The organism is Corallococcus terminator, assembly GCF_003611635.1.
GTDB classification, from domain to species: domain Bacteria; phylum Myxococcota; class Myxococcia; order Myxococcales; family Myxococcaceae; genus Corallococcus; species Corallococcus terminator.
Genome location: NZ_RAVZ01000039.1, coordinates 15,129 through 40,315 on the forward strand (window position 1 = coordinate 15,129; position 25,187 = coordinate 40,315).

21 protein-coding genes are annotated in these 25,187 nt (G+C 69.5%); 2 read left to right on the plus strand and 19 right to left on the minus strand.

From position 1 onward, the window contains the following. Positions 1 to 36 precede the first annotated feature (36 nt). The 18 genes from D7V88_RS08505 to D7V88_RS08590 all read right to left on the minus strand — a co-directional run bounded on the left by D7V88_RS08505 (position 37) and on the right by D7V88_RS08590 (position 21,880). Positions 37 to 717 carry a putative glycoside hydrolase gene (locus D7V88_RS08505; protein WP_120540108.1) on the minus strand — a complete coding sequence of 227 codons (681 nt, stop codon included), beginning with the start codon at positions 715 to 717 and terminating at the stop codon, positions 37 to 39. After that, on the minus strand, positions 714 to 1,268 hold the full coding sequence (locus D7V88_RS08510; protein WP_208726180.1) for a hypothetical protein: 555 nt from the start codon (positions 1,266 to 1,268) through the stop codon (positions 714 to 716). Before D7V88_RS08510 ends, D7V88_RS08505 begins: the two co-directional genes overlap by 4 nt. Before the next feature lie 13 nt (positions 1,269 to 1,281). Further along, positions 1,282 to 4,605 (minus strand): glycoside hydrolase family 2 TIM barrel-domain containing protein, encoded by a 3,324-nt coding sequence (locus D7V88_RS08515; RefSeq protein ID WP_120540110.1) that lies wholly within the window; start codon positions 4,603 to 4,605, stop codon positions 1,282 to 1,284. Next, positions 4,602 to 5,972, minus strand: coding sequence for a GH1 family beta-glucosidase (locus tag D7V88_RS08520; protein ID WP_120540111.1), 1,371 nt, complete (start codon positions 5,970 to 5,972; stop codon positions 4,602 to 4,604). Before D7V88_RS08520 ends, D7V88_RS08515 begins: the two co-directional genes overlap by 4 nt. Beyond that, entirely contained in the window at positions 5,953 to 6,948 is a 996-nt protein-coding gene (locus D7V88_RS08525; protein ID WP_120540112.1) for an ABC transporter ATP-binding protein, read from the minus strand. Before D7V88_RS08525 ends, D7V88_RS08520 begins: the two co-directional genes overlap by 20 nt. Further along, a complete protein-coding gene (locus D7V88_RS08530; protein WP_120540113.1) occupies positions 6,945 to 8,714 on the minus strand; it encodes a dipeptide/oligopeptide/nickel ABC transporter permease/ATP-binding protein in 1,770 nt (589 codons plus the stop codon). The genes D7V88_RS08525 and D7V88_RS08530 overlap by 4 nt, the downstream gene beginning before the upstream one ends. Continuing rightward, positions 8,707 to 9,690, minus strand: coding sequence for an ABC transporter permease (locus D7V88_RS08535; RefSeq protein WP_120540114.1), 984 nt, complete (start codon positions 9,688 to 9,690; stop codon positions 8,707 to 8,709). The genes D7V88_RS08530 and D7V88_RS08535 overlap by 8 nt, the downstream gene beginning before the upstream one ends. A gap of 2 nt (positions 9,691 to 9,692) precedes the next feature. Beyond that, the gene (locus D7V88_RS08540; protein WP_120540115.1) at positions 9,693 to 11,336 is read right to left on the minus strand and encodes an ABC transporter substrate-binding protein; all 1,644 of its coding nucleotides are present in this window, start codon (positions 11,334 to 11,336) and stop codon (positions 9,693 to 9,695) included. After that, on the minus strand, positions 11,333 to 12,193 hold the full coding sequence (locus D7V88_RS08545; protein WP_120540116.1) for a glycoside hydrolase family 16 protein: 861 nt from the start codon (positions 12,191 to 12,193) through the stop codon (positions 11,333 to 11,335). Before D7V88_RS08545 ends, D7V88_RS08540 begins: the two co-directional genes overlap by 4 nt. Further along, the gene (locus D7V88_RS08550) at positions 12,190 to 13,404 is read right to left on the minus strand and encodes an ROK family transcriptional regulator (protein WP_244238058.1); all 1,215 of its coding nucleotides are present in this window, start codon (positions 13,402 to 13,404) and stop codon (positions 12,190 to 12,192) included. The genes D7V88_RS08545 and D7V88_RS08550 overlap by 4 nt, the downstream gene beginning before the upstream one ends. A gap of 62 nt (positions 13,405 to 13,466) precedes the next feature. Further along, positions 13,467 to 14,237: a hypothetical protein gene (locus tag D7V88_RS08555; RefSeq protein ID WP_120540118.1), complete on the minus strand. Its 771-nt coding sequence runs from the start codon at positions 14,235 to 14,237 to the stop codon at positions 13,467 to 13,469. Between the two features lie 416 nt (positions 14,238 to 14,653). After that, positions 14,654 to 15,019, minus strand: a complete 366-nt coding sequence (locus tag D7V88_RS08560) for a hypothetical protein (protein WP_147448665.1) — start codon at positions 15,017 to 15,019, stop codon at positions 14,654 to 14,656. 53 nt (positions 15,020 to 15,072) lie between these two features. After that, complete coding sequence (locus D7V88_RS08565; protein WP_120540120.1) at positions 15,073 to 15,438, minus strand: response regulator; 366 nt, start codon at positions 15,436 to 15,438, stop codon at positions 15,073 to 15,075. A 2-nt stretch (positions 15,439 to 15,440) separates the two neighbouring features. Then, positions 15,441 to 17,003 carry an ATPase domain-containing protein gene (locus D7V88_RS08570; RefSeq protein ID WP_120540121.1) on the minus strand — a complete coding sequence of 521 codons (1,563 nt, stop codon included), beginning with the start codon at positions 17,001 to 17,003 and terminating at the stop codon, positions 15,441 to 15,443. A 144-nt stretch (positions 17,004 to 17,147) separates the two neighbouring features. Continuing rightward, positions 17,148 to 17,927: a lysophospholipid acyltransferase family protein gene (locus D7V88_RS08575; protein WP_120540122.1), complete on the minus strand. Its 780-nt coding sequence runs from the start codon at positions 17,925 to 17,927 to the stop codon at positions 17,148 to 17,150. A 29-nt stretch (positions 17,928 to 17,956) separates the two neighbouring features. Continuing rightward, positions 17,957 to 18,742, minus strand: a complete 786-nt coding sequence (locus tag D7V88_RS08580) for an exodeoxyribonuclease III (protein ID WP_120540123.1) — start codon at positions 18,740 to 18,742, stop codon at positions 17,957 to 17,959. 91 nt (positions 18,743 to 18,833) lie between these two features. Continuing rightward, entirely contained in the window at positions 18,834 to 20,759 is a 1,926-nt protein-coding gene (locus D7V88_RS08585) for a lamin tail domain-containing protein (RefSeq protein WP_120540124.1), read from the minus strand. A gap of 158 nt (positions 20,760 to 20,917) precedes the next feature. Then, positions 20,918 to 21,880 (minus strand): alpha/beta fold hydrolase, encoded by a 963-nt coding sequence (locus tag D7V88_RS08590; RefSeq protein WP_120540125.1) that lies wholly within the window; start codon positions 21,878 to 21,880, stop codon positions 20,918 to 20,920. A 128-nt stretch (positions 21,881 to 22,008) separates the two neighbouring features. Here D7V88_RS08590 and D7V88_RS08595 point away from each other — a divergent pair, with 128 nt between their 5' ends. Together D7V88_RS08595 and D7V88_RS08600 are read left to right on the plus strand one after the other, a co-directional pair. Next, positions 22,009 to 22,806: a phytanoyl-CoA dioxygenase family protein gene (locus D7V88_RS08595; protein ID WP_120540126.1), complete on the plus strand. Its 798-nt coding sequence runs from the start codon at positions 22,009 to 22,011 to the stop codon at positions 22,804 to 22,806. Positions 22,807 to 22,826: 20 nt separating this feature from the next. Then, entirely contained in the window at positions 22,827 to 23,672 is an 846-nt protein-coding gene (locus tag D7V88_RS08600; protein WP_120540127.1) for a WbqC family protein, read from the plus strand. Here the strand turns inward: D7V88_RS08600 and D7V88_RS08605 are convergent. Then, on the minus strand, positions 23,615 to 25,187 hold a 1,573-nt coding region (locus tag D7V88_RS08605; RefSeq protein ID WP_120540128.1), incomplete at its 5' end, for a DUF8689 domain-containing protein. The two genes, D7V88_RS08600 and D7V88_RS08605, sit on opposite strands and share 58 nt — an antisense overlap.

Genomic DNA, 25,187 nt, shown 5'->3' on the forward strand with positions numbered 1-25,187 from the left:
CGACAGCCGGCCCACCCTCCTGGCACTGCGTCCTGCCTAGTTCGCGGTGAAGTACAAGTTGTCGAGCAGGAGAGACTGACCGGCGGCACCACCTTCAGCGGCGAAGGTGAACGGTGACGACACGGCGTTGAGCTTCAGGCCCGCCGCGGTGAAGTCCGCGATGGGGATGGCCAGGTGATGCCACGCACCGTCATTCACGTAGCCGTATTTGGAGGCGGCGAGCGGATAGCCCTTCTCATCCGTCTTCACGCCGCTGGACATGCCGATCTTCACGTTCGCGAAGGCGGCTTCCGAGGACTTCATGCTGACGTGGAGCGTCTTCCACGTGTCCAGGTTGTGCACGTTGGTCCAGTGCACCCCGAAGCCCATCCACGGCTTGCCGTTCTGGACGATCTTCGTGGCGAACTTGCCCTCCACGCGGTCCTCCACGGGGTCGAAGATGTCCTCCACGTAGACGGTGTTGTCGTAGAGGTAGAAGTTGGTGTCGACGTTGTCGAGCACCACCTCCTCGGAGTGGCCCGTCTCATAGAAGATGCCCACCATCAGGCGGCGCTGACCGTCCTCGAAGGGGAACGGCCCGGGCAGGACCTCCTCCTCGGGGTCCGTCCCGCCGTCGTTGTTGTTCCCGATGGGGCCCTGGCCCGAGTAGTCCGCCGGGCCCGGATCCGGGCGGCAGGCGGACAGCATCAACAGCAAGCCCCACAACGGCTTCTTCATGGCTTCACCGCCCGGTCCGCACCACTGGAGGTCTTCACCATCACCCAGCCGCCCGTCACCGTGCCGCCCAGCTCCACGACGCCCTTGTACGCGGGCGTCACCAGGTCATAGGCGATGGTGCCGGACGCGTCGTACGTCACCGCGTCCGGGAAGTTGTCGAGCACGGACTGGAAGGCCTTCACCGCCATCTCCCGCGTCTGCGGAAGGCTGGCCTGATCCGCCAGGCCCCGCTGGTAGATGGCCGCGAGCTGCACGCCCACGTAGTACTGCGCCTCGCCGTACGGCCCCTGGGCCAGGATGGTGGCCCAGGAATAGAAGCCCGCCACGGGGCTCGCGCTGGCCTGGATGTCCCACTTCGTCTCGGTGCCCACGCCCGACAACCGGAAGGGGTTGTACGGGTCGTCCAGCACGGACGTGTTCGGGTAGACGCCCATCAGGGGGTCCGTGACCACGAAGGTCATGTCCTCCAGCGAGCGGCCGTAGATGATCGTCGGATCCTCGTAGCAGCCGGACAGCGACGCCACGGCGGCCACCAGCAGAGCAGTCCTCATGATGCGTCGTCCCTCAGAGAGAAAGGATGGCATACGCGCCCACCTCGTATTCGCGGCCCTTCAAGCCCTCGGTGATGCCCCGGTCGTTGAGGCCCTCCGAGTACTCATCCAGCATGCGGACCAGGCCGCGCAGACCGAAGCGCGTGGACACCGCGCCCAGCACCGGCTTCTTCAACCCGTAGGACAGGTCCCCGCCAAGCTGCACCGGGTAGGTGAGGTTGAAGACGCGGTGGTAGTCGTACGGACCCCAGTCGTTGAAGCGCAACTGCGTCGCGAGCAGCAGCGTGTCGTAGAGCACGGAGCCGTCCAGGCCGAAGCGGTGGATCTGCCGGTCGTCCTCGCCCGCGGACTGGTTGCTGCCCACGAACGCCGTGCCGAACAGGCGCAGGCGCTGGCTGGGATTGCCCACCATGCGCAGCGTCGTCTCCCACTCGTCGCGGGCGACGGGCGAGCGGCCGAAGGCGATGGTGCTGCCATCCGCGAGGATGGCGATGCTGGCGTCACGCGACGTGGGCTGGTGGCGGTAGACGATGTCCAGGCCCGCCGCGAACGGCGCGTCCTCGCGCAGATCCCTATCCCACGCCCAGAACCAGGTGCCGGGCGTCGGGTCGAAGGTGATGAGCAGCTCCGCGCCCAGTGTCTCGCGGTTGTCCAACACGGTGAAGGCATCCACCAGCACACTGCGCGGCTTCACGCCCGCGAAGTACTGGCCCGTGGCGGGGTCGAACGCGTCGTTGATGGTCGGGTTCGGCCCGACGAGGGGCTTCTGGTAGAGCAGGTTCGGGGAGACCTGGATCATGCCGAACTGGAGCGCGGCGCCCACCTGGCCGGCGTAGTGGTTGCCTCGGCCGCTCTCGCGCAGGCTCCAGCCGGTGATGATGTTGGCCTGCTCCGGTCCGCTGTCCGCGACGAGGCCGCGGATGGAGGACTGGAGGAGCCAGCGCACCATGCCCATGTCGTAGGTGAGCCGCGCCTTGGCGCCCAGGGTGTCCAGGAACTGCACCTGATCCTGGAGCACGTCGTAGCCGCTGTTGAGGTAGCTGGGCGCGTCCGCGGCCGCCTGCCGCGTATAGGTGAACGTCTCGCCGATGCGCTGGGGCGCGGAGAGCAGGCCGCCCACGTCCAGGACCATCTTGCCGGCGGCGTACTGGAAGTTCAGCGCCGTCCTGCGCGCGATGCGCTCACGCACCACGGAGGCGGTGCCGGACGAAGCGCCCTGCGCCAGGTCTTCCTGGTGCACCAGGGTGATGTTCACCGGGCCCACGTTGTTGCGGTACTTGGCCACGGCGGAGGGGTTGGCGCCCCAGTACAGCTCCGGGCCCACCGCCACCTTCAGGCCCTCCAGGTTGCGCTTGCCGCTGAACACCACGCCGAAGGGCGCGTTGCCGTTGTAGATGTCCAGGTTCGGCCCGTAGTTGGCCTCGCGGTAGAGGCCGAAGAAGTCGCCCTCCTCGCCCCAGTGGTAGTGGCCGGTGCGGTAGTAGCCCTCGAGCGCGAAGTCCGCCCGGTCCACCTTGAACTCCGCCTGGTAGAGCGCCAGCCTGTCCAGCGGGTTGTTGGACGTCCCCGGTGAGCCGGGGGTCGTGGGATTGCTGCCCGTGCCCGTGCCCGGCGCGGAGCGCGCGCCGCGGTTCTCGTAGAACAGGTTGTTGAGCCGGTTCTGCGCGACGTTGCCCACGACGTTGAACGACGCGCGACCGTAGACGCCGCTGGTCGGCTGCACCGCCAGGTCGAAGTAGACGGACTGGGTGTGGTCCGCGGAGCTGCGGTTGGGCCGCACCGTCGCGATGCTGCCGCGCGACAGCGAGCTGTCCAGCAGCAGCCGCAGGTTGGACACCCGCACCGCGCTCAGCTCCTCCGTGCGCGCCAGCGCCACCGACGACGTGTAGCTGCTGGTGAGCGCGGAGGGACGGATGCCCGCGAAGAACTGGCGGATGGTGTCCGGGTTCGTCGTGGGCGCGTACGGATCCAACCGGAAGGCGGCCTGGAGCACGTAGTAGGCGGTGCGCGGCTGGATGCCGCTGATGCCGTTGTCGTCCGGCGGGCCCAGGGCCGCGATGCCGAACCACTCCTCGTTCATGTTGTTCTGGCCGGGGACGAAGTCGGACGTGTAGCCCCCGTTGGGCCAGGACGCGGTGGTGTCGTGGATGGAGAGGTTGGCCTCCTGGCCCATCTTCCACCAGCCGTCCACCCACTGGAACACGAAGCCGCCCACGGCCGTGCCCGACAGGCCCTGGCCGTAGCTCTCCAGGTAGATCTGCTCCCACTGCGTGCGCAGGTATTCGGCCTGCGCCACGTGGTCCTCGCGGCCCGCCTTGGCGTCGTACGCGTCCGCGCCGAACTCGGAGAAGAACACCGGCTTGTTGAGCTTCTGCTTCACCTCCGCGAACATGTCGCGCGCGGTGGCGCCCCGGTACACGTTCGTGCCCAGCACATCCAGGTCCTGGCAGTGCTTGGCGATGAGGTCGATGTACTGCAGGTCGCCGTTGGCGATGGACACGGGGTGGTTCGTGTCCCGCTTCTTCACCGTGCGCGTCGCTTCACCGTAGAGCGTGTACAACGACTCCGCGCGGGCGGCGTCCTCGTGGCCGGGCAGCGCCTCGATTTCAAACGACGTCCAGTGCAGGCCGTAGTTGTTCTCGTTGCCCAGCAGCCACATCAGCACGCCGGGCACGTCGCGGTAGACTTCGACCTTCTGCGCCAGCGCGTCGAGGATGGCCTTGCGGTGCGCGGGGTTGGAGTAGTCGATGTTGGGGACCATCACCCCGTTGACGGCGTGGCCGTAGCGGCCCATCAGCGGGTTGAGCATCGTGTAGATGCCGTAGTTCCGGTAGATGTACTCGACCCACTGGGGCGGGATGTCGTCGAACTGGCGGATGGCGTTGATGCCCGCGTCGCGCAGCAGGCCCATCTCCTTGGCCAGCACCTGCTTGATGAAGTCCTCCGACTGCATCCAAAGCGAGTACCGGTAGTTCTCACCAATGGGCGTGTAGCCCCAGTTGATGCCGTGGATGGCGAAGTCCCGGCCGTCCACCTGGAGCTTGAAGCCGCGCTCGTCGTGGATCACGCGCGTCACCGTCGTGCGCATGGCGGCGCCGTGCACGGTGGTTTCGGGCGGGGCCACGGCCGCGGGCGCGGGAGAAGGCGCGACCTCCGGAGCCGCGGGCGTCGGCGTCGCCTCCACCGGGGCGGTCGGCGCGGCGGCATCCACGGGGCCCGCGGAGGGCGGCTGGCTCGCGGCCGGCGCCTGGATGGGCGCCCCTGCCCCGGGCTGCTGCGCCACGGCCTGCGCGCCACACAGCGCCAGACACGTCGTCGTCAGAAAGAGCTTTTTCAAGCGGCCTGCTCCACGTCCAGGCCGTTCTGGGCCACGACGTCGCGGTAGAGGTGGGCACTGTCCTTCGGGGTGCGCTGCTGGGTGGCGTAGTCCACGTAGACCAGGCCGAAGCGCTTCTCGTAGCCGTACGCCCACTCGAAGTTGTCCAGGAGCGACCAGGCGAAGTAGCCCGCAAGGTTCACGCCCTGCCCGATGGCGTCCGCGCACGCTTCCAGGTGCGTGCGCAGGTAGTCCACGCGCTGGGTGTCGTGCACGCGTCCGTCCGCGCTCAGGCCCGTGGAGTACGCGCAGCCGTTCTCCGTGATGTAGATGGGGCCCGGCTTGTATTCCTTCTCCAGGTGGACGAGCAGCTTCGTGAGGCCCTTCGGGTAGACCTCCCAGTCCATGTCCGTCTTGGCCGGGTTCACGAACACCGTACGGGGCGCGTTCTTCTCCTCCGGGATGCGGTTGCTGCGCAGCACCGCGCGCGAGTAGTAGTTCACGCCCAGGAAGTCGGTGGGCTCCGAAATCGTCTTGAGGTCGCCCTCCTGGATGAAGTCCAGCTTCGCGTTCGGGATGCGACCCGCCTTCACGTGGTCCTCCACGACGTCCATGGGGTAGCCACGGCCGTAGAGGGGCTCCAGGAACCAGCGGTTGAAGCCGCCGTCGAAGTCGCGGCACGCGTCCGCGTCCTCGGGGCTGGGCGACGCGGGCTCGCCGGGCGTGAGGTTGAGCGTGATGCCCACCTCCGCGTTCTTCACGTTGGAGCGGATGACCTGCACGGACTTGCCGTGGGACAGCAGCAGTTGGTGCGACGTGGCCAGGGCCTTGGACCAGTCCTTGTGGCCCGGCGCGTGCTCGCCGTTGCCGTAGCCCAGCACGCTGATGCACCAGGGCTCGTTGTGGGTGATCCACCGCTTCACGCGGTCCCCCAGCGCGCGGCTCATCACGTCCGCGTACTCCACGAACGCGTCGCCGGTGGCGCGCATGGGCCAGCCGCCCTGGTCCTCCAGCACCTGCGGCAGGTCCCAGTGGTAGAGCGTGACGAACGGTTCGATGCCCGCGCCCAGCAGCGAATCCACCAGCTTGGAATAGAAGTCCACGCCCGCGGTATTCACCTGGCCCCGGCCCGCCGGGAGGATGCGCGGCCACGCGATGGAGAAGCGGTAGGACTTCAGCCCCATCCAGCGCATCAGTTCGATGTCCTCCGGCCAGCGGCGGTAGTGCTCACAGGCCACCGAGCCGTCGGACTTGTCGTTGATCTTCCCGGGCGTGGCGGCGAAGCGGTCCCAGATGGACTCGCCACGACCGTCGACCGTGGTGGCACCTTCAATCTGATACGCGGAGGTGGCCACACCCCAGAGGAAGTCAGGAGGAAACTGACGCATCGGCGGTAACTCCTTTCGAAGCTTCAAGGTGGCAGCGAACGAGGTGGTTCGCGGCCGGCAGGACGTCGGGGGGAGGAAGGGTGGAGCAGCGCGGCTCTGAAACAGGGCAGCGCGGGGCGAAGGGGCAACCCACGAGCGGAGGCAGGCCCGTGGCGGGGCGCACCGGCAGCGCGGCCTGGAGGAAGTCCACGCCGTCCGGCACGGCGGACAGCAACAGCTTGGTGTACGGGTGGCGCGGCTGGCCCAGCACCTGTTCGGCGCGGCCCGCCTCCACCACGGTGCCCGCGTAGAGCACGAGGATGCGGTCGGCCAGGTGCCGCGCGCTCGCCAGGTCGTGGGTGATGAACAGGATGCCGATGCCGCGCTCCTGCGTGAGGCCGCGCAGGAGCTGCAACACGCCCTTGCGCGTGGACACGTCCAGCATCGACGTGGGCTCGTCCGCGATGATGACCTGCGGCTCCACCGCCAGGGCGCGCGCCACCGCGACGCGCTGGCGCTGGCCGCCGGACAGCTCATGCGGGAAGCGCTTGGCGAAGTGCTCCGCGGGCGTCAGGCCCACGGACTCCAGGAGCGACAGCACCTTGGTGCGCAGCCCCGACTTCGGCACCCGGCCGTGGCGCACGAGCGGGCGCTCCAGGTGGTACGCCACCGTGTGCACGGGGTTGAGCGAGGCGAACGGATCCTGGAACACCATCTGCACGCGACCGCGGTAGTCGAGCGACGCCTGCGCGCTGCCATCCGCGAGCACGTCGCGGCCCGCGAGGCGCAGGTGCCCCGCGTCCGGCATGTCCAGCCGGGCCAGCAGCCGGGCCAGGGTGCTCTTGCCGCTGCCAGACTCGCCCACCAGCGCGACGATCTCCCCCGGCTGGAGGGTGAAGGACACGCCCTTGAGGATGGGCCGGCGCTCGCGGGAGAAGAAGCCGCCCACGGAGAAGCTGCGGGTGAGCCCTTCGGCCTCCAACAGGGGCGCGCTCATCGGTGACCTCCGGGGATGGCGGCGACGCGAATCGACGGCCGGGACACCGACGGCTCCGGGGCCACCGGCGCATGCGACGTGACGGACACGTCACCCGCGATGAGGTGCGGGAACGAGGACAGCAAGAGCTGCGTGTACGGGTGGCGCGCGTTCGTGCGCAGCCCCTCGGAGGTGTTCAGCTCCACCAGCTTGCCGCCCTGGAGGATGCCCACGCGATCCGACAGCGCGAGCAAGAGCGGTAGGTCGTGCGTGATGAAGAGGATGGCGAAGCCCAGGCGCTGCTTGAGCTCCACCATGCGCTGGAGCAGCTCCTTCTGCACCACGACGTCCAGCGCCGTGGTGGGCTCGTCCATGATGACCAGCCGGGGCTCCAGGACCAGCGCCAGCGCGATGCCCACGCGCTGCCGCATGCCGCCGGAGAGCTGGTGGGGATACGCCGTCACGAGGTCGGGCGACAGGCCCACCATGCCCAGCAGCTCCCGAGCGCGGGCGTAGGACGTGGCGCGGGACACGCGGCCGTGCGCCGCCAGCGTGTCGTGGAACTGCTCGCCCAGCGTGAGCACCGGGTTGAGCGCGCTCATCGCGCTCTGGAACACCATGGACACCTGGCGCCAGCGGAAGGCGCGCAGGCCGGCGCCCTCCAGCGCGGTGACATCCATGCCGTTGAAGAGGATGCGCCCCTGCGTGATGCGCGCGGAGGACGGCAGGAGGCCCAGCAGCGCCGAACCGATGGTGGACTTGCCGCTGCCGGACTCGCCCGCCAGGCCGAACACTTCACCCGGCGCCAGGTCGAAGGACACCGTGTCCACCACGCGGGAGGCCCCCTTCTCCGTCGCGTAGTCGATGCTCAGGTCCTGCACGCTCAGGAGCACGCCCGGCGCGGGCCGGTCCACGTGCACCGGGGCCACGGTCCCCTTGGGCAGCGGCGCGGGCTTGTGCACGCGCAGCGCGGGGTTGGTCATCTCATCGATGGCGGAGCTCACCAGCGTGAGCGCGAAGCCCACGAGCGCGATGCACATGCCCGTGGGAACGAAGATCCACCACGAGCGCGTGAGCAGCGCCGCGTCGTTGCCGGCCCAGTACAGGTTCGTGCCCCACGTCACCGCGCTGACGTCGCCCAGGCCCAGGAACTCCAGGCCCACCTGCGCGCCTACGGCATAGAGCGTGTTTCCGATGAATGACGAGCCCAGCAGCGACGCCATGTTGGGCAACAGCTCCCGCGACACGATGCGCGCGTGGCTCTCCCCTGTCACCACCGCCGCGGACACGAAGTCGCGTCCGCGCAAGGCCAGCGACTCCGCGCGGAAGACGCGCGCGTTCCAGGCCCAGCCCGCCACCGTCAGCACCGCCACCATGCGCAGCGGGCCGGACGGCAGGTAGGCGCCCAGCACGATGGCCAGCGGCATGCCGGGAATCACCAGGAACACGTTTGTGGTGAGCGACAGCACGTCGTCCACCCGGCGGCCCAGGTAGCCCGCCGTCACACCCATGAGCGCGCCCACCAGCGTGACGAGCGCGCCCACCGCGAAGCCCACCGCCAGCGTCTCGCGCGCGCCCACCACCGTCTGGGCGAGCACGTCCTGGCCCTGGCCCGTGGTGCCGAACCAGTGCGCCGAGGAGGGCGGCTGGTGCGGACGGCCGACGAGGTCCGTCGGATCCATCACGAACCAGGGGCCCACCAGGGCGAGCAGGAGGAAGAACAAGAGCAGGCTGCCGCCTACCGCCGCCTTCCGGTGGCGGAGCAGCCTTCGCAGGGAGTCACGCATTCGAGCGGGTCCTCGGATCCAACCAGAGGCAGATGAGGTCCACGGCGAAGTTCGCCGCGAGCACCGCGAGGGTGATGACCAGGAACAGCCCCTGCATCAGCGGGTAGTCCTGGTTGCGCACGGCGAGGATGAGCAGGTAGCCCGTGCCCGGATAGGAGAAGACGATCTCCGTGAGCAGCGAACCGGAGAGCACGAAGCCCACCGCCATGCCGAAGCTGGTGACGTTGGGCAACAGCGCGTTGCGCGCCGCGTACCGCAGCATCACCTGACGGGGAGGCAGGCCGCGCGCGTGCGCCAACCGGATGGAGTCCGTGCCCAGCGTGGCCACCATCGTGTTGCGCATGCCGAGCATCCACCCGCCCAGCGTCGCCACGACGATGGACGTCGCCGGCAGCACCGCGTGCCGGGCCACGTCCGCGGCGAACGCGAACGTCATCCCCGGCTCCATGTCGTGCCCGTACGCGTGGCGAAGCGGGAACCACCCCAGCACGAAGCCGAAGAGGTACAGCGCCAGCATCGCCAGCCAGAAGTACGGAAAGGCACCCAGGAACGCGAGCGCGGGCGCGAGGCCGGAGTCCAGCCACCCTCCCCGGTTCCACGCGGCCAGCACGCCCAGGAACGAGCCCAGCGCGAAGCTGATGATGACCGCCACTCCCGCCAGCGCCACCGTCCACATCAGGCCGGTACCAATCACCTCCGTCACCTGCGACGGGAAGTAGGCGTACGACATGCCCAGGTCGCCCTGCATCAGGTGCTTCAGGTAGGTGAAGTACTGGGCGTACAGCGGCGCGTCGGTGAAGCCGAAGGCGGCCTTCATCGCGCCCATGGCCTCCGGCGCCACCTTGCCCTCGAAGCGCGCGAACATGGCCGCGGCCGGGTCGCCGGGAGCCAGCCTGGGAATCACGAAGTTGAGCGTGAGCGAGGCCCACGCGGCGATGAGGTAGAAGCCCATGCGCCGGAGGATGTAGCGACCCATGCTCAGCGCTCCCTCGGGGCGAGCTCCGTCAGCACCAGCAGGCTGTCGGGCTCCGCGTGCGGCGCCAGCCGCGCGTAGGGGTTCTGTTCGGTGGGGAAGCCGGTGAAGCGCAGCGAATTGGACTCGCCCCACGACGGGTTGGGGAACAGCGGGATGGCGGGCGCCAGCGCGGAGAAGCGCTTCTGCACCGCGGACATCAGCGCGTGCTGCTCCTCCGGGGTGCCGGCGCGCTCGAAGCGCACGAGCAGCTCATCCGCCTCCGCGTCCCCCAGGCGGTGCCAGTTGGCCGCCGCCACCTCGCCCACCGGGAGCACCGTGCGCGGGGACAGCAGCCACTTGTAGAAGTTGTACGGCGTGGGCCCGTCCAGCGACCAGGAGATGGCCAGTTGGAACTCGCCCTTCTGCAGGCGCGTGAGCCACGTGCCGAATTCGTATGTCTTGAGCTGCACGGAGATGCCCAGCTTGCGCAGGTCGCGGTTCACCACCTGCCCGGCCCGCACCCAGTCCGACCACCCGCTCACGACCTCCAGGTCCAACGCGAAGGGCTTGCCGTCCGGCAGGCGCCGCAGGCCGTCCGCGCCGCGCAGGATTCCCGCTTCGTCCAGGAGCTGGTTCGCCTTCGCCAGGTCGTAGTGCGTCCAGGAATCCTTCGCGACCTCCGGATCCTTCCAGCCGGTGTACGCGTCGTTGAGGGCGGTGGCGTCCGCAGGGCGGGTGTAGCCGTACATGGCCACCTCCACCAGCCGGTCGCGGTCCAGCGCCATGCTCAGCGCCTTGCGCACGCGCACGTCATCCAGCGGGGGGCGCGTGGTGTTGGGGTACAGGAAGACGGTGCTGCCGTAGAGCGGGAACCAGCGGTTGTGGTGCGCGGGATCGCGGGAGACGAACGTGCGGTCCACCGCCGGGACGAAGTTGCCGGCCCAGTCCACCTCCCCTTCCACGAGCGCCATGTTGGCCTGGTCGTTGGTGGGGAACGCCAGGAAGCGCAGCGCGGAGACCGCGGGCTTGCCGGGCATCCAGTAGCGCGGGTTGCGGCCCAGCTCGTAGACCTGGTTGCGGAACAGCGTCACCTGGGTGAAGGGCCCCGTGGCCACGGGCTCCGGGTTGGTGAACGTCACCGGATCCGCCACGTGCTCCCAGATGTGACGGGGCACGATGATCTGGTGCGCGAGGTCGGCGAAGCCCGGCAGGTACACGCGCGAGAAGGTGAAGGCCACGGTGCTCGGCCCTTCCGTCTTCACGTCGGTGATGAAGCGCCACACGCCGCCGGCATCCAGCGCCGGGTGCTTCTTCAGGAGGCTGAAGGTGAAGGCGACGTCCTCGGCGGTGAAGGGTTTGCCGTCGGACCAGAGGACGTTCTCGCGCAGCGTGAAGCGCAGCGTCTTCTGGTCCTCCGTCCACGCGTGCTGGGTGGCCAGCCACGGCACCCACTTGCCCTGCGCGGAGCTGAAGATCTGCATGCATTCGTAGACGCCGGCCCGGGTGGGCCAGCGCGCACCGGCGCCCGCGAACAACGGGTTGAAGTTTCGCACCCACGCGCTCCGCTGCTCCACGGAGACAAAGAGCACGCCGGGCGGACGCGGGCGGGGCTCCGAGGAGCACGCCAGCAACAGCACCAGCGGCAGGAACACGCGGGCGAACTTCACGGCGTCGGCCTCGCGTAGACGCGCACGTAGTCCACCTTCATCGTCTGCGGGAACACCGTGGAGGAGTCCGGAGGCCCCACGAACGAGCCGCCCACCGCGACGTTGAGGATGATGAAGAACGGATGGTCGTAGACCCACTTCCGGCCGCTGGGCAGGTTGTCCGGCGTGGCTTCGAAGTAGACGGTCTCGTCCAGCATGAAGCGGACGCGCCCCGGTTCGATCTCCACCGCGTACACATGGAAGTCCGTCTGGAGCTTGCCCCCGCCGACGGCGTGCTCGCGGCCGATGTTCTGCCCACCGGAGTAGCCCGGCCCGTGCAGCGAGCTGCGCACGATGGAGGGGATCTGCCCCCGGTGCTCCATGATGTCGATCTCACCGCACTCGGGCCAGCCGACCTGATCCACGTCCGCGCCCAGCATCCAGAACGCGGGCCAGATGCCCCGGCCCGCGGGCAGCATGATGCGCGCCTCGATGCGGCCGTACGTGTGCGTGAAGCGGCCCTTCGTGGAGAGGCGCGCGGAGGTGTAGTCGTTGCCCTGGAAGCGCTCCTTGCGCGCGGTGATGGCCAGGTGGCCCTCGCCGTCCAGGGACGCGTTCTGCGCGCGGTTGGTGTTGTATTCGAACTGCCCGTTGCCCCACCCGTCCCCGCCCACCTCCGGGCGCCAGCGCTCGCTCGCGGGCAGCGAGCCCGCGGGGCCGTCGAATTCGTCCTGCCAGACGAGCTCCCAGCCGGTGTCCGGGAGCACCGTGTCGGGCTTCGGTGTCTCCGGCTTGTTGTCCACCCCGGCGGCGGGGTCACACGACATCAGGCCCAGGCCGGACACGGCCAGGGCGACAAGGACACGACGCGACGTCATGCGGACCTCCCGACGTTCTGCGTGGGAAAGAGGGAGCGGTCCCGCAGGGCCGCCTGAAGCACCAGGGTGGCCGCGCCCACGGCGATGGCCCGCTCCCCCAGCGCCGACGTGACGATGCGCGTCTCCGCCATGGACACGGACAGCGCGCGCTGCCGCACCGACGCGCGCAAGGGGTCGAGCAGCAGCTCGCCCACCGACGAAATCTCTCCGCCGAGCACCACGATGGCGGGGTTCAACAGGTTCAGCAGGCCGCCCACCGCGATGCCCAGGTAGGCGCCCATGCCGTCGATGATCTGCTTCGCGGCGGCGTCGCCCGCGCGGGCGCCCTCCACCAGGTCGCGCACCGTGGGACCCTTGCGGCCCCGCGTGCCCATCAGCTCGCGCGCGCGCTCGGTGAGCGCCGTGGAACCGATGAGGGTGACCAGGCAGCCGCGCAGACCGCACACGCAGAGCGGTCCGTTGGAGTCCACCGCGATGTGCCCGATTTCGCCGGCCGTTCCGCCCGCGCCCCGGTACACGTCGCCGTGGATGATGTGGCCGGCACCGATACCGGTGGCCAGCTTGATGTACGTCAGGTCCTCGCCCCCAGAGCCGGCGCCCCAGAAGCACTCCGACAGCGCGCCGAGGTTCGCGTCGTTGTCCACGAACACCGGCATGTCGAAGGCGGTCTCGAACCACTCCTGCACGTCCACGTTCTTCCAGGCGGGCAGGATGAGGGGGGACATCTTCCCGGGCGACGCGGGGTGCACGGGGCTGGGCACCGCCACCCCCATGCCGACCACGGAGCGCCGGGGCACGCGTTCGGCGTCCAGGCACTCCTGCACCAGCTCCCTGGCCTTCTGGAGCGACCCTTCCGGATCGCCGCGGACCGCGTGGCTCGCCTTGCTCTGCGTGCGCACGCGGCCGCGGAGGTCCGTGAGGACGACCGTGACGTGGGAGGCGCCCAGTTCGACGCCCACCAGGCTGAAGGCCTCGTCACAGAAGCCGATGAGCGTGGGACGGCGGCCCCCGCGGGAGACCCCGGCGCCAATGCTGCGCACCAGGCCCGCATGCTCCAGGTCCGCGACGATGGCGGAGACGGTCGACGGACTGAGCTCCGTGCGCCGGGCGATCTCCGCCCGGGAGATCTGGCGTTCGCGCCAGATCATGTTCAGCAGCAGGCCGCTGTTCTGCGCGCGCATGCCCGCCGCATCGACCGTCAATACCGCCATTCCCGCTTTCATCGTCCGCTCACGTTCTGTGTCTGGGTTCGCGCGTCACGCGCGGTGGGACGTCAGTGCCACTGGATGTCGTCGAGGAAGAACACGGTCGGGACATCCTGACCGCCCGCCGACCAGCCGAAACCTCCACTGACCTTGCCGTAGTTCACGATGCTGATGTCAATCGTGTAGCGCGTAGGCGCCGCATTCAGGGTGATGTCCCCGGTCTCGATCTTGAACTTGTCGAGGGTCGTCTGGCCGTTGCCCACGAAGAAGCCGATCTTCTCTCCGCCCGCGGCGCCCCAGGCGTAGAAGGACACCGACTTCGCACCAGTCGGGACAGCGGCGCCCTCGGCGGTGCCCCAGTTGCCTTCCGGGTAGTGCCAGTACACACCGCCCCAGCCTTGGGCCTTCTTGGTCAGGGTGAACTTGTGGCAGACACCCAGGCCAGCCCCAGGGCGCGGCGTGTTGCAGGTGGCCTCATCCGTGATGCCGTCGCTGTCACCCATGTACCCGCTGGGCGCCCAGGTGCCGTCCACCGCCAGGGGGAACGCCGACTGCGGACCCGCGTCCGTCGTCGTGCCGGCGTCCGTCTCCGTGCCAGCGTCGGTGGTCGTGCCGGCGTCGGTGGTCGTGCCCGCATCCGTCGTGCCGGCGTCCGTGTTCGTGCCCGCGTCCGTCCCCGTGCCCGCGTCGGTGTTCGTGCCCGCGTCCACCTTGGTGCCGGCATCGGACTGGGGCGTCGGGTTGTCCGTTTCCTCGGGATCACATGCGCCAATGAGTCCCGCGACCGCGAAAACTCCGGCAGCCGCCCACGTCCACGCGAAACGCTTGTTGCGATTCATGCGATCCCCTCCTGGTTGTCTTGCTGGGATGACTTCGTTCTTACGGCGAAGAAATCAGTCGTTGTTGGAAGTCGCTGCTCGCGTGCTGCGGTGCGTTACATTCGCCGCCGTGCGTCAGAGGAGAAACCCTTCCCCTGTCGCCCTGGGCTCCTGCTGCATGGAGCCATCCCGCGTCCCCGCCCATCGCGAACACATGCGAGTTCGTTCGATGGTCGAAGAAATACCAGCCCCGTTCACTGATTTGCAAGCGCGCGACGAAGCCGCACGCCCGGTAAACCGGGTAGGCGCGTCTGCCGCGCTGCGGCGTATTGGCGGATGCGCAGGCGATGCATGCAGCCGATCCGGGAGCCTTCCTGCGCGCAGGTGGGCTCGACCAGGGGCTTCAGCAGGGGCGACGGAGGTCCGGCGGGGAAGCCTCAGTGTTCTTCTTGGACGTCGACCGTTCCAGGGGCCCGCAGGATCATGGCGCCCCGCCATCCGAACGTCGGGTTCAGGTACGTGTCGGTCACGAGCTTCTGTTCCGCGCCCGAGCCCTGTCGGAACTCCAGGACGATGGAGCCGTCGCCGTCCGCGCGACCTTCGCAGGTCCGAAGGGCATGCAGCGGAACAGACGCGTAGGTGCAGACCTGCCCCGGGAACGAGATGACCAACCCCGCCAGCTCGCCCCCCGTCTCATTCGTCACCGCGATCCTCGTGCGGCTGGAGAACAACCACGCTCCCACGGACATGACGAGGCCGATGCCCACCACGAGGAACACTCTGACCAGCAGATCGCGGTTCATGGGCATTTCGCATCCTGCGCTCGCACGGCGTGGGAGCGAAACCCAGACGCGCGTCAGTGCAGCGGAGGTCCGCCGATGATCTGGTGGACCGTGGCGAGGAGCTGATCGATGTCGAAGGGCTTGGGCAGGAAGCCCGCGCACGGCAGGTGCTGCCAGAACTCCGGCGGGCTGGCGCTCATCATCACCACCGGCACGTCGCGCAGGACCGGGTCGCGCAGCATGGCCTCCAGCACGCCGGGGCCGTTGAGCAGCGGCATCATGTAGTCCAGCAGCACCATCGCCGGACGCTCGCGGGCCATCCGCTCCAGGGCCTCGCGGCCGTTGAGGGCCGTGGCGGTGCGGTAGCCCTCGTCCGACAACAGATCCCGGACGGCCTCCACGATGCCGAACTCGTCGTCGACGATGAGGACAGGCCCCATGGTCAGGTCCCTCGGCGCTTGCGGACGTTGCGGCGCGGCTTCGGGAGGGATGTCTTGGCCGCGGCGCGCTTGCGGACGGTGCGACGTGGCTTGGGCAGCGGGGTCGGCTCCGGGGTGCGCGTGCGCGCGAGGCCCGTCATCAACATCTGGCCTTCCGCGAAGGGCTGCCCCACGCGCAGCCCCTTGCCCGTGATGTGCAGCTCGCGCAGCGAAGGATCGTAGTCGCTGTTGCGCACCTTCAGCGCCGCGACGAAGCGGTGCAGCCCGGAGTGCAGCTCCACCAGGCGCAGGAACAGGATGTTCTCCGCCACCATGGAGATGCCCTTGAGCGGAAACTTCACCTCGGGACCGAAGGCGGTGGTGGACTCGGCGGTGTAGACCAGCGTCACCTCACGCACCCGGCACTCGTTGACGAGCGCCGCCAGGAAGCGCGCCACCCGGGCAGTGCGGGTCGAGGCGCGGCGCAGCGCCTCGTAGCCATCCAGGAAGATGCGGCGCACCCGTCCGCTGCGGATGGAGGTCAGCAGTTCGGTGCCCAGCTTGTCGAGGATGTTCTCCGTGGGCGGCCGGAAGCTCACCTCCAGGTCGCCCCGCTCCATCAGCGGCTGCAGGTGCAACCCCACGCCCGCCGCCTGGGCGAGCATCCGCTCCGGCGCGTCGTAGAAGGCGAAGTAGTGGCCGCGCTCGCCCCGGCGGGCCCCTTCCGCCAGGAAGCTCAGGCCCAGCAGCGTCTTGCCGCTGCCCGGGGGCCCCAGGAGGATGGTGGTGGAGCCGGCGGGCACGCCGCCCAGGAGCATCGTGTCCAGGCCGGCCACGCCAAAGCCCGCGCGCTCGTTCTTCCCCGCGCCGGGCACCAGGTGCCCATCCACCATCGACTCCAGGCGCGGGTAGACGGTGAGCCCGTCCCCGGTGATTTCAAAGCTGTGCTGCCCCATCTTGTAGGCGCTGCCCCGGAACTTGCGCACGCTCAGCTCGCGAATCGTGCGGACACCGAAGACGCGTTGCTGGAGCAGCAGCAGGCCGTCCACCATGGTGTGTTCGGCGCGCAGGCCCTTCTCGCCTCCGGTGGTGAGCACCAGGGTGGTGCAGCCGATGAGGCCCGTCACGACCTGGAGGCCGTGGATGAACTTCTTGAGCGCCTGGCGCGACGGGGCCAGCTCCTCCGCTGCCAGCAGGCCGTCCAGCACCAGCAGCGAGGCCTTGTGCGCCTTGACCTCCTTGCGCACCAGCGCCGCGAGCGCGTCCAGCCCGCCCTGCTCCAGGATGGTGAAGGCGCTCAGGTAGGCGATGTTTGCGGGGACGCAGGCCGAATCGAAGAACGACAGCGTCTGGAGATTGCTCACCAGGTCCGTGTGCGACTCGGCCAGCAGCGTCAGGTACAGCACGCGGCTGCCCTGGGTCGCCTGATGGAAGCAGATCTGGCTGGCGAGGATGGTCTTCCCCGCGCCCGGCAGCCCCAGGACCATGTACATGCGGCCCTTGCGCAGGCCTCCGCAGAGCACCGTGTCCAGACCTGGGATGCCCGTGGCCAGCCGCTGCTCTTCCCGTGGACCCGCCTGCCCCATCACACGCTTCCTTCCTGGGCGCGGCGCGCCAGTCAGGGCCGAGGCCTCCGGTCCTGACGACTCCATAGTCCAGCCGGACTTGAAAGGAGCAACAATCTGGGAATCGCCCAGTGGAGGACAACGCGGTCCCGATCCGCTGGTTGCCTACCGGGCGACGTGGGGGTCCGTCGCCTGCCCCCGGACCCCGCTCCCCGTCAACGGCTTGAGGGACGCACGCAGGGCTTCAATCTGGGCGCGGGCCTGGTTCTTGAGCGACTCCAGGTCGTCCAGGGTCATCCCCTTGGTGGAGATGGGCGTGCCCACCGTCACCAGCCCGCGCGACGTGGCGAAGCGCCACGAGTGCTTGGGCAGCGCGAGCCGCGTGCCGCTCACCGCCAGGGGCAACACGTCCGCCTGCGCCTCGATGGCGAGCCGGAAGGCGCCGTCCTTGAAGGGCAGCAGGTCCTCCGTCTTGGAGCGGGTGCCCTCCGGGAAGATCATCACCGGCATCCCCTTGGCGAGCCACGCCTTGCAGCGCCCCATGGCGCCGGTGGCCGAGTCGCGGTCGCCGCGCTCCACCGGGATGTCCCCCGCCATGCTCATCATCCAGCCCACCACGGGCACACGGAAGAGGCTCTTCTTGCCCAGCCACTTCATCTCCCAGGGCAGGTGGGAGATGAGGAACGGATCCGCGTTGGACTCGTGGTTGCTCACCACCACGGTGTTCGGCGCGATGCCGTTGGGGATTTCTCCGTGCGTGCTGAAGCGCCAGAAGGGCGTGAGCTTCGCGGCGGTGAAGCCCACCAGCCGGAAGCAGCGCCCCGCCACGTAGCGGCGCTTGTCGAACAGGGCGGTGAAGATGAACAGGGTGAGCTGGACGAAGAAGCCCACCAGGGCCACGAGGCCCACCTCGACCCAGGTCCAGATGGAGAGCAGTGCGTTCATGACGGGGGTCCCTTGGGCACGATGGTAATTCAGGAGAGGACGGCCGGATCCAGGTCCACGCTCACCGGACAGTGATCCGACCCATGGACGTCCGGATGCACCGCGGCCTTCTGCACGTAGCCGAGCGCCGCGGGGCTCGCCAGCACGTAGTCGATGCGCCAGCCGATGTTCTTCTCGCGCACGCCGACGCGCTGGCTCCACCAGGAATAGTGGCCGCCCGCGGGGTTGAAGTGGCGGAAGGTGTCCACCCAGCCTGCGCGGATCCACCGGTCGAACTCCTCGCGCTCCTCCGGGCGGAAGCCGCTCGTCTCGCGGTTCTCGCGCGGGCGCGCCAGGTCGATGTCGCGGTGCGCGGTGTTGAAGTCGCCCATCACCAGCACGCGTTCGCCGTCGCGCAGGGGCTTCTCCAGCCGCGCGAAGAGGCGCTGGTAGAAGTCCAGCTTGAAGGGGATGCGGCTCAGGTCCCGGTCCTTCCCGTTGCCGTTGGGGAAGTAGCCGTTGACCACGGTGAGCTTGCCGAAGCGGGCGAACTGGAGGCGGCCTTCCGCGTCCATGGCGGGGGCGCCCAGGAGGGTGTCCAGGTCGTCCGGCTCATGGCGGCTGAAGAGGCCCACGCCGCTGTAGCCGGGGCGTTCCGCGGCCACGAAGTGGGTCTTCCAACGGCGGGGAGCGCGCACCTCCGCGGGAAGCTGCTCCACGCGGGCGCGCACCTCCTGCAACCCCACGATGTCCGCCCGGGCCTTGGACAGCCACGGGAGGAACCCCTTGCGGTGGATGGAGCGCAGACCGTTGACGTTCCAGGAGACGACTCGCACGCCCCCGCTTATGGCGAAAGCGCGCGGGTATTTCCAGCCCCCACCGTCCCTGGAAGGACGATGGGGGCCGGCCCTACTCAGTGCGTCACGGCTATTCGGTGGCGCTCGCCTTGTTCTGCGGGCCACGCGTGGTGCGGATGATGAAGTCCGCGCTGTTCACGTTCGTGTCGTAGCTGTTGCCCGCCGCGGCGTCGACGCCGCTGCCCTCCATGGTCGCGGCCGACGAGGTGGCCTTCGCCTTGCGCTCGTAGCTGCCGCCGGTGGCGGGCGTCCCGTTGACGGGGCTCGCGCCTTCCGCCGAGTTCGCGGTGCCGTAGCCCAGCGTGTCCACCGCGTTCGCGTCGTTGATGGCGGTGGTGAGGTTGGCGGGGCCCACGCGCACATGGCCGCCAGCGGCGCCCATGGCGAAGGTCGTGGCCCAGTTCGCGTCAGCGGCGGTGGTGGTGCCCACGTAGCTGCCATGGCCCAGCAGGAAGAAGCCATGGGCCGCGATGCGCGCGGTCGTCGGCAGAACGAAGTTGCCGCTGTAGGTGGCACCCGTGGCGCTCTTGTACTGGAGCCTCCAGCCACCGATGTTCACTTCCGCGTTCGTCGGATTGTAGAGCTCGACGAACTCGTCGTTCGCGCCACCTGCGCCGGCCGCCGCGACCTCGCTGATGACGATGTGGTTCGTCGTCGGCTCGGAGGTGACCTTCGCCTGCGCGGACACCGACTGGCCGTTGAGCGTGGCGACCACCGTGCCCGTCGAGCCGGAAGCACCACCCGTGAGGGCGAACTTCGCGGAGATCTGGTTGGCCGGCACCGTCACCGACGCGGGCACCGTGCCCACGCCACCCGTCGTGGAGAGCGCGATGATCGTGTCCGTCGCGGGCGGCACGTCGAGCGTCACGGTGAGGTTGACCGTCTTGCCCGGGGCCACTTCCACCGTCTCCGGCGACAGGAACGCCAGCGAGGCGGCCTCGGTCTCACCGAGCACGCGCACCGTGGCGTTACGCGAATCCGAGCCCAGCGAGGCCGTCAGCGTCGCCTTGGCGGAACCCGCCGCCGCGTTCGCCGTCACGATGACCGCCGCCGAACGGGCACCCGCGGGCACCACCACCTGGCCGTTGTTGGCCACGGTGATCGAGGGGCTGGACGAGGTGACCTGCACCACCACGGCCGTGTCGGCCGGGGCGCTCAGCGTCACTTCCAGGGACTCCGGAATCGTCTCACCCGTGGTGCCCGAGCGCGCGAAGGTCGCGGCCGGCTCCAGGGCGGTGAGCGTCACGGGGCTCGTGCCCGCGTCCGTCGTGCCGCCGTCCGTCTCCGTGCCAGCGTCCGGCGCGGGACCCGCGTCGGTGCCACCGTCCGTCTCCGTGCCGGCATCCGTCTCCGTGCCCGCGTCCGTACCAGGACCCGCGTCGATGGCGCCGCCGTCCGTCTCAGTGCCAGCGTCCGTCTCAGTGCCAGCGTCCGTCGTCGTGCCGCCGTCCGTCTCCGTGCCAGCGTCCACCGGACCGCTGCCGCCGTCGGTCTCCGTGCCCGCGTCCGTCTCCGTGCCAGCGTCCACCGGACCGCTGCCGCCGTCGGTCTCCGTGCCCGCGTCCGTCGTCGTGCCGGCGTCCGTCTCCGTGCCCGCGTCCGTCGTCGTGCCGGCATCCGTCTCAGTGCCAGCGTCCGTCGTCGTGCCGGCGTCCGTCTCCGTGCCCGCGTCCGTCGTCGTGCCGGCGTCCGTCTCCGTGCCCGCGTCCGTCGTCGTGCCGGCGTCCGTCTCCGTGCCCGCGTCCGTCGTCGTGCCGGCATCGTCGCCGGTCACGCCGCCATCGGTCTCGGTGCCCGCATCGACCGTGGGGGTCGTGACCTGGCAGCTATTGTTGCAGCGATCGCCTTCGTTGCGATTGCCGTCGTCGCACGCTTCACCGCTCTCGACGATGCCGTTGCCGCAGACAGGATCCTTCGGGTCATCACCACCGCACGCGGACAACAACAACAGCACCGCTGACAAAGGGACCAGCAAGTGCCGGAAAGACAAGGACATGGAGACTCCGTGTTGGGTACAGAGTCTCTTCCAAACCACAAAATTACAGGGAGACGCAAACCCACCGGGACACTTTTGCCGCCCCTTTTCTTGACGACCCTGGTCATCGGTTTCTTAAAACCCGACAACCCAGGGGAGTCCCCTTCCCGGCCGTTGGATCAGCCCGGAATGACGGGGGTTTGCGCGGGGGCCGGAGCCTCCAGCCCGTGGACCAACAGGAAGCACCGGACGGCCTCGGAGATTTCCGTTCCGGCCTCCAGCAGGCCCGCGTGGCCGGCGTCGTCCACCTGGAGCCATTCGGCCTGGGGCAGCGCGCGGTGCAGGCGCTGGACCTCGCCCAGCGGCACGAGCACGTCATCGCGCGCGGCGATGATCAGCACGGGCACGCGCACGGAGGGCACGACGTCCCAGGCGTGGCCCTCGGTGAGGCCGCGCAGGGTGCGCCAGTAGGCCTGGGGGCTCATGCGGTAGAGCGCATCCAGGAACTCGGCGATGTCCTCTCGCGGTGCCCGGGCGCGCAGCGCGCCCACGGCCCGGCCCAGCGGATCCGCGAAGCGGCTGCCGATGAGGGCCTTCACCGCGGGCGCGACCACCGGCACGAAGGGCGTCCCCGCGGCCAGCAACTGGCTCACGGCGGACAGCGCCATGCGGGAGCCCCAGCGCGGATCCGCCGCGCCCGGCAGCCCGGGTGTCCCCGCGATGAGCGTCATGGAGGGCACCAGTTCCGGACGGCGCCGGTACAGCTCCAGCAGGATGCGCACCCCCATGGAGAAGGCGATGTGGTGGGGCGGCCGGCCATTGCCGCGCGCCATCGTCTCCTCGGTGACGCGCTCCAGGTCATCCACGTGCACCTTCACGCGGTAGTCACCGTCGCGCGACTCCTCGCTGCCGCCGTGGCCCCGGTAGTCCCAGTGCACCACGCGGTGGTCCTGCTCCAGGTTTCCGACGATGTGGCGCCAGAAGTTCTCCGACGTCCCAATGCCATTGGTCAGCAGCACCGGAGGCCGGTCCGCGAGCGCCCGGTCCCGCGCCGCCTCCGGCAGGCCCGCGCTGTGGTTGTGGACCGCCACCCGGGTGCCATCCGGGGCGGAGACGAAGTGTGTCGAACGACGATAGGGCATCCCTGCTCACCATGCGGCCGGGCAGGCGCGGGTGCAAGGGTTCCCCGCCCGCCTGCCCCGGGGCTTCCGTCCACGGCGGCGCGCGCGAGGCTGGACGCGGGCCCGCCTCCGGGAGATCGTGTCCGTGAATGGTCAGCGTGGAGGCCGAAGGATTGGACGTGGCGGCCGTGCTCGCCCACTACGAGGCGCACGGCTTCGCGCGCCTGGGCCGCGTGCTGGACGACGCGGGCGTGGAGTCCCTGCGCGAGCGGGCGGACGACCTGATGCTCGGCCGCGTGGTGTACCCGGGCCTGTTCTTCCAACCGGACGCCACCACCGGCCGCTACGAGGACGCGCCGCTGGGCCTGGGCTGGCAGGGGCCGTCCCTGGACTACCGCAAGCTGGAGAAGCTGGAGAAGGATCCGCGCTTCCTCGCGTGGCTGGAGAACCCGCTGTTCGAACGGATCGCGCGGGCCCGCATCCCGGGCGACATCGTCCTGTACCGCGCCATCCTCTTCCACAAGGGCCCGGCGGGCGGCAGCAACCTGCCCTTCCACCAGGACGGAGGGAAGCTGTGGGGCCTCACGCGCGAGCCCGACCTGCAGATCTGGACCGCGCTGGACGACGCCCCCGAAGGCGGCGGCTGCCTGGAGGTCGTCCCCGGCAGCCACCGGGCGGGGCTGGTGACGGCGCTGGGGGGCGTGATTCCCCCGGATCGCGTGGCGGCCGAAGATGCCGAAGCGCACGTGGTGTCCCTGCCGGTGCGGGCCGGTGAAGCGCTGCTCGTCCACAACCACGTGTGGCACCGCTCCGGCAGGGGCCGGCCCGGACAGCGGCGCAGGGCGTTCTCCGCCTGCTACATGAGCGCGGACACCACCTGCGTGCGCAAGAAGAAGGCCCCGCGCGTCTTCCCGCCGGTGTTCCGTCACCCGGTGCGCGGCGGCTGAAAGGCCCTATCATCCGGAGCGTGTCCGGACACCCGGGAGTCCTCGTCGCCGAACAGCCCCACTACCTGCCGTGGGTGGACTTCTATGAGCAGGTGGCCCGCGCCGGCACGCTGGTGGTGCTGGACGACGTGCAGTGGTTGCGTCGAGGCTGGCAGCGTCGCACGCGCGTCGCCCTGCCCTTCGGCGTGCCCACGCCACCGCCCACCGAACCGGGCTTCCAGTGGATGTCCATCCCGCTGGAGGATCCGCACCGCGACACGCGCATTGGCGACCTCGCGGTGGACGCGCGCCAGCCGTGGGCGCGCAAGCACCTGCAGACGCTGGTGACGCTCTACGGCAGCCGCCCCTTCTTCCGCGCGCAGGTGCTGCCGCGCCTGGAGCCCTTCTACGACGCGGCGGCGCGCGAATCCGGACCGGGGTCGCTCCTGCGCGTGCTGCTGTCCAGCATGGCGCTCTTCTACGAACCGCTGGGCCTCGCGCCGAACCTCGTGTGCTCCTCCACGCTGGAGCGCCGGGGCGAGGACAAGACGCAGCGGTTGGTGGAGTACTGCCTTCAGACGGGGGCGCACACGTACTACTCGGGGACGGGCTCCACGCTGTACCTGAAGCCGGAGCGCTTCCGCGCGGTGGACGTGCGCCTGTTGTGGCAGCGCTTCCGTCACCCGGACTACACGCAGGGGCGCGAGGGTCGCTTCGTGACGGGGCTGTCGGTGGTGGACGTGCTGGCCAACGTGCCGCTGGAGACGGTGCGCACGTGGCTTGAGCCGTCGCCGTGGGGGCCGTTCGCGGGGAACGGCCCCCAGCCCCATCAGCGGGCCGACGCGGAGGTGGGACCGGACGCGGGCTTGTCGAAGCGCACGAAGTAGCTGCGCACGGCGGCGTCGAGCAGTGCCGGATCCAGGCGAGGATGGCTGCCCTGGTAGTTGGCCATGTCGATGACCTGATCCAACAGGTCGCGCGGCTGGCACGCGGCGAAGGGCCGGTGGTTCGGGCGGTAGTGCTCGTCGATGAGGTAGTCGATGGCGCGTGCGTCGTAGGGCACGCCGCGCTTCTTGCACATCATCTGGAAGATCTCGTGGAACTGCTCTTCGTCCGGGCGCTGCACCTCCAGCTTGTAGCGGACGCGGCGCAGGAAGGCGTCGTCCACGAGGTCGCTGGGATCCAGGTTGGTGGAGAAGGCGGCGAACACGTCGAAGGGCACCTGGAGCTTCTTGCCCGTGTGCAGCGTGAGCATGTCCACGTCGCTCTCCAGCGGGACGATCCACCGGTTGAGCAGGTCCTTGGGGGACACCTTCTGGCGGCCGAAGTCGTCGATGAGGAGCATGCCGTTGCTCGCCTTCATCTGGAACGGGGCCTCGTAGTACTTCACCTCCGGCGTGTAGACGAGGTCGAGCATCTCCAGCGTCAGCTCACCGCCCACCACCACCAGCGGGCGGCGGCAGCGCACCCAGCGGCGGTCGTACGACGGCGCGCCGGGTTCGTCCTCCACCGCCTTGTGGATGTTGGCGTCGTACATCTTCACGACGAAGTCGTCGATGAGCAGCGCGTGGGGGATGAAGATGTCCCCGTCGTAGCAGTTCACCATGCCCTGGCAGATGGCCGTCTTGCCGTTGCCGGGAGGGCCGTAGAAGAAGATGGCGCGTCCGGAGTTCATCGCCGGACCGATGCCGTCGAAGATGTAGTCGCGGATGATGAGGTCGCCGAACTTGTCCTGCATCCGGTCGCGCGTGATGCGGTTGCCGCGCACGGTCTGCTGCTTCACCGCGGCGACCCATTCGTTGAAGGGCACGGGCGCAGGACCGTTGTAGCGGTTGCGGTCGAGGATCTGCCGCAGCACGTCCGTCACGAACGTGGTGAGCTGGTAGATCATCGTGGAGCGACCCACGCCGGATCCGCCACCGCCGCGAATGTCGATGTACTTCTGCCGGCGCAGGCCTTCGATGATCTCATCCACCAGCGTGGTGGGCAGTTGCAGGCGGGCGGCCACGTCCATGCCGCGCATCTCGCCGGCGAAGAAGATGGCCTTGAGGACCAGCTCCTCCACGAACGTCGCGTTGAGACCGCACTCCTGGAGGTTGCGCGGCTGCGTGGGCCAGAAGCGGTTCGCGGCCGGCGCTTCCCCGCCATCACGCCGGGAGCCCCGACGGTCCGGGCCGGCATACGCCTGGGGCGCCGCGCTGCCGCGACGGTCCGGACCGGAGTAGGACTGCTGCGGGTTCCCCCCGCGGCGGTCCGCCGCCGAGCCTCGACGCTCCCCTTCGCCCTGCGAGGGACCCGCGCGACGGTCCGAGTCCGCCGGGGGCGCGGGAGGAGGCCCGCCCCGCCGTTCGGAATCCGGGGGCGCGCTGGCGCGGCGGTCCGCGTCGGCGGGAGGGCCGGGG